Here is a 4,105-nt window from a genome sequence, read left to right as displayed (position 1 = left end):
CGCCGCACACGCACCCGCCGCCGCAAGGCCGAGGAGGAGCCGGCCGCCGCCGAGCAGCCGGCCGAGCCGGTCGCCGAGACGGTTGAGGCGCCCGCGGTCGAGCCGGCCGATCCGGTGGAACCCGTCGCCGAAGCCGAGGATGCGGCCGAGCCCGCTGCGGTCGAGGTGATCGCGGATGCGCCCGTCGCGGAAGCTCCGGCGGCGGAAGCCGAGGTGGTCCAGCCCGCGCCGCAGCCGGAATCCGCCAATGCGGCCGAGGCACCCGAGCCGGCCCCGGAGGCGCAACCCGCGCCGGAACGGGCCGTGCCGGAACTGGCCGAGCAGGACGCGCCGGCCCGGCCCAAGCGGCGCGGCTGGTGGTCGATGGGCTGATCTGTCGCAGCCCTCCCACAAAAGAGTGAGGGGCGCGGGGCTTTCCCGCGCCTTTTCCTTGCGCCAAGGTGCCGGACATGTTGGGAATCGAGCTTGCAGACGCCGCCTTCCTGCCCGCCGCGATGGTCGCGCTGCTGGCCGGGGTCCTGTCTTTCCTGTCGCCCTGCGTGCTGCCGGTGGTGCCGCCCTATCTGGCTTACATGACCGGCATCGGCGTTGGCGGGCTGAAATCCGGCGAACGCAGCGCCGTGGTCCCGGCGCTGTTCTTCATCCTTGGGCTTTCGACGGTCTTCCTGCTGATGGGCATGGCGGCCTCGGCCTTCGGGCGGCTGTTCCTGCAATGGCAGGATTGGCTGGCGCGCGGGGCAGGGGTGGTGGTGATCGTCATGGGCCTGCATTTCCTGCGCGTCATCCGCATCCCCTTTCTGGATACCGAGGCGCGGCTGGATGCCGGAGACAAGGGCGGCTCAGCGCTGGGGGCCTATGTGCTGGGGCTGGCCTTCGCCTTCGGCTGGACGCCTTGCATCGGGCCGCAGCTGGGCATGATCCTGTCGCTGGCCGCCACCGGTGCCGAGGCCGGCCGCGGCGCCGCGCTGCTGGCGGTCTACGCACTGGGGCTGGGCATCCCCTTCCTGCTGTCGGCGATCTTCATCAACCGTGCCATTCCCGTGATGAACCGCATCAAGCCGCATCTGAAGCTGATCGAGCGCATCATGGGGGGGCTGCTGGTCGTCGTCGGCCTGGCGCTGCTGACCGGCGCCTTCCCGGTCTTTGCCTATTGGCTGCTCGAGACCTTCCCCTGGCTGGCGGCGCTGGGCTAATCCCAATTCGGCGGCCGCTTTTCCAGGAAGGCCTGGATGCCCTCGGCCGTGTCAGGGCGCATCAGGTTCTCGCAGATCACCGCGCCGGTCGAGGCATAGGCATCGGCCAGCCCCATCCGCGCCTGGGCGTGGAAGGCGCGCTTGCCCATGCGCACGGCGGCGGGCAGCTTGCCGGCGATGGTTTCGGCCAGCGCCATGGTTTCGGCCTCCAGCGCCTCGGGCAGGACGACGCGGTTGACCAGACCCAGCGCGCGCGCGCGGGCCGCGTCGATGAATTCGCCGGTGATCAGCAGCTCGAAGGCGGCGCGCGGCGGGATGGCACGCGACAGCGCCACCATCGGCGTCGAGCAGAACAGCCCGATATTTACTCCGTTCACGCCGAAGCGCACGCCCTCGGCGGCGACGGCCATGTCGCAGCTGGCCACCAGCTGGCAGCCGGCGGCGGTGGCGATGCCCTGCACCTCGGCGATGACCGGCTGGGGCAGGGCGGGCAGTTTCTGCATCATCGCCGAGCAATGCGAGAACAGCCGCTCATAGGCCGCACGGCCGTCATCCGAGTCGTTGCGCGCGCCCTGGATCTCGCGCAGGTCGTGGCCGGCGCAGAAGGCCTTGCCGCGCGCCGCCAGTACCAGCACCCGGATCCGGTCATCGGCGGCGATCTCGTCCAGCGCATCCGACAGCGCGTCGATCATCGCCGTGGACAGCGCGTTGTAGTTCGTCGGGCTGTTCAGGATCAGCCGCGCGACATGGCCCCGGTCCTGGCGCAGCACCAGCGGCTGGGGATCTCCGTCCTTCATCTCGTCCTCCCTGACGCCACGGCGCGGCTTGCCTTTGCCGGGCCTTGCCGTCCACTCTAGCCGCCGGCAGGGCAGGGGGAAAGCATGGCGTTGCAGATGGATCGCGAGGCGCTGAACATCTTTCTGGACCGGGCGTTTCCGCAGGTGGCGGGGCAGGTCCGGGTCGAGTCGCTGGACGAGCGCCTGCTGGTCTCGCGCCTGGCCGTCGATCACCAGCACCTGCGGCCCGGCGGCACGGTCAGCGGCCCGGCCATGTTCGCGCTGGCCGACGTGACGATCTACCTGGCCATCCTGGCCCGCATCGGCGAGGTGGCGCTGGCGGTGACCACCAATGCCTCGATCGACTTCATGCGCAAGCCCGAGGCGGGGCGCGACCTGCTGGCAGAGTGCCGGATCCTGAAACTGGGCCGCGTGCTGGCGGTGGGCGAGGTGCTGATCCATTCCGAGGGAGTCGAGGATCCGGTGGCGCGCTGCTCGATGACCTATTCGATTCCGCCGAAACGCTGATGAAACGCTGATTTCCGCGCGGCTTGTTTTGAGGTATGATGATACCTATTTTTCAACTACATGGAATTGCTTGGAAAATTGACGCGCAGCGCGCTTGACCTGTGCGCCGCTTTCGCCGATATACCGCCATCTCGAATTACAGCCCCCAAAGGGACCGACAGATGAAAACCTATACCGCGAAACCGGCGGAGATCGAGAAGAAGTGGATCCTGATCGACGCCGAGGGCGTCGTTCTGGGCCGTCTTGCCTCGATCGTGGCGATGCGCCTGCGTGGCAAGCACAAGCCGACCTTCACCCCGCACATGGACATGGGCGACAACGTCATCATCATCAACGCCGACAAGGTGCAGATGACCGGCGACAAGCGCGATGCCAAGAAATACTACTGGCACACCGGCCATCCGGGCGGCATCAAGCACCGCACCGCCCGCCAGGTGCTGGAAGGCGCCCATCCCGAGCGCGTGGTGATCAAGGCCGTCGAGCGCATGATCTCGCGCAACAAGCTGGGCAAGAAGCAGATGACCAACCTGCGCGTCTATGCCGGGGCCGAGCACCCGCACGAGGCCCAGCAGCCCGAAGTCCTGGACGTCAAGTCCATGAACGCCAAGAATACCCGGAGCGCGTAAGCCATGGCCGAAGACATCAAAACCCTCGACGATCTGAAATCGGTCGCGACGGCTGCTCCGGCGGCTGCCCCGGTTCGCGAGGCGCAGCGCGATTCGCTGGGCCGCTCCTATGCCACCGGCAAGCGCAAGGATGCGGTCGCCCGCGTCTGGGTCAAGCCTGGCTCGGGCAAGGTGGTCGTGAACGGCAAGGACATTGCGGAATATTTCGCCCGTCCGGTGCTGCAGATGATCCTGCGCCAGCCCTTCGAGGTGGCCGGCGTCTCGGGCCAGTACGACGTCTATGCCACGGTCGCTGGCGGCGGTCTGTCGGGCCAGGCCGGCGCGGTCAAGCATGGCATCTCGAAGGCGCTGCAGCTGCATGAGCCCAGCCTGCGCGCGGCGCTGAAGGCGGCCGGCTTCCTGACCCGCGATTCGCGCGTCGTCGAGCGGAAGAAATACGGCAAGGCGAAGGCCCGCCGGTCCTTCCAGTTCTCGAAGCGCTGATCCGGCTTCCATGCGATGCGGAACGCGGTCCCTCGGGGCCGCGTTTCTCGTTTCGGGGCTGCGGTCGGGCCGGCGAGGCGGCGATTCCAGACCCGACTCGGGATCGAAACCGGGCGCCGGCGCGACTCGCAGCCTCGCACCCTGCCCAGGGCTTCGGCAAGGCGCGCAGTATCTGCCCGAATCCGCGACAGAAAAATGACAGAAAATCATTGCCTTGGGATTTTTCTTTCGGGCCGGGCATTTTTCCGCTTGCAAGCCGCGCCTGCAGATCCTAGATACCCCTTCACCGACGCAGCAAGACGCTGCGACGGACGGACAAGGCGGCGCCAAGGCAATGCAGGGTCCGGACAATCTGGGACTTGATGGCTTGGACCTCGCCATTTCAATGGTGGCGAAGTTTGGGTTATTTTATTTCCTCTGCTTTTTGACATTGCTGTTTTTTTGAAGGGATATGCGGGCGGTCTGGTCGTTTTTCGATTGGGGAGCTTTGCGTATCGGC

At 67.1% G+C, this 4,105-nt stretch carries 5 protein-coding genes and 1 pseudogene; 5 read left to right on the top strand and 1 reads right to left on the bottom strand.

Going from position 1 to position 4,105, the window contains the following annotated elements; translation table 11 throughout:
- Window positions 1-372, top strand: a pseudogene (locus I9P22_RS23465) (ribonuclease E/G); the annotation flags it as partial.
- A gap of 77 nt (window positions 373-449) precedes the next feature.
- Window positions 450-1,193, top strand: a complete 744-nt coding sequence (locus I9P22_RS23460; RefSeq protein WP_199262587.1) for a cytochrome c biogenesis CcdA family protein — start codon at window positions 450-452, stop codon at window positions 1,191-1,193.
- Here the strand turns inward: I9P22_RS23460 and I9P22_RS23455 are convergent.
- Window positions 1,190-1,990, bottom strand: coding sequence for an enoyl-CoA hydratase (locus I9P22_RS23455; RefSeq protein WP_199262586.1), 801 nt, complete (start codon window positions 1,988-1,990; stop codon window positions 1,190-1,192). The genes I9P22_RS23460 and I9P22_RS23455 overlap by 4 nt on opposite strands.
- Before the next feature lie 84 nt (window positions 1,991-2,074).
- Between I9P22_RS23455 and I9P22_RS23450 the strand changes: the two genes are divergently transcribed.
- From I9P22_RS23450 to rpsI, 3 genes are all read left to right on the top strand, one after another.
- Window positions 2,075-2,497, top strand: coding sequence for a PaaI family thioesterase (locus I9P22_RS23450; RefSeq protein WP_199262585.1), 423 nt, complete (start codon window positions 2,075-2,077; stop codon window positions 2,495-2,497).
- A gap of 161 nt (window positions 2,498-2,658) precedes the next feature.
- A complete protein-coding gene (rplM, locus tag I9P22_RS23445; RefSeq protein ID WP_024845806.1) occupies window positions 2,659-3,123 on the top strand; it encodes a 50S ribosomal protein L13 in 465 nt (154 codons plus the stop codon).
- A gap of 3 nt (window positions 3,124-3,126) precedes the next feature.
- Window positions 3,127-3,606, top strand: coding sequence for a 30S ribosomal protein S9 (gene rpsI, locus I9P22_RS23440; protein ID WP_036749038.1), 480 nt, complete (start codon window positions 3,127-3,129; stop codon window positions 3,604-3,606).
- The last annotated feature ends 499 nt before the right edge of the window (window positions 3,607-4,105 follow it).

Source organism: Paracoccus binzhouensis, from assembly GCF_016446475.1.
GTDB lineage: Bacteria > Pseudomonadota > Alphaproteobacteria > Rhodobacterales > Rhodobacteraceae > Paracoccus > Paracoccus binzhouensis.
The sequence above is the reverse complement of the archived record's forward strand: the minus strand, read 5'-3'. Positions and strand labels throughout refer to the sequence as shown.

Excerpts from the sequence above, each read along its gene's own strand:
- I9P22_RS23460 (WP_199262587.1), top strand. The coding sequence starts at position 450 with ATGTTGGGAATCGAGCTTGCAGACGCCGCCTTCCTGCCCGCCGCGATG.
- rplM (WP_024845806.1), top strand. The coding sequence starts at position 2,659 with ATGAAAACCTATACCGCGAAACCGGCGGAGATCGAGAAGAAGTGGATC.
- rpsI (WP_036749038.1), top strand. The coding sequence starts at position 3,127 with ATGGCCGAAGACATCAAAACCCTCGACGATCTGAAATCGGTCGCGACG.
- I9P22_RS23450 (WP_199262585.1), top strand. The coding sequence starts at position 2,075 with ATGGCGTTGCAGATGGATCGCGAGGCGCTGAACATCTTTCTGGACCGG.
- I9P22_RS23455 (WP_199262586.1), bottom strand. The coding sequence starts at position 1,990 with ATGAAGGACGGAGATCCCCAGCCGCTGGTGCTGCGCCAGGACCGGGGC.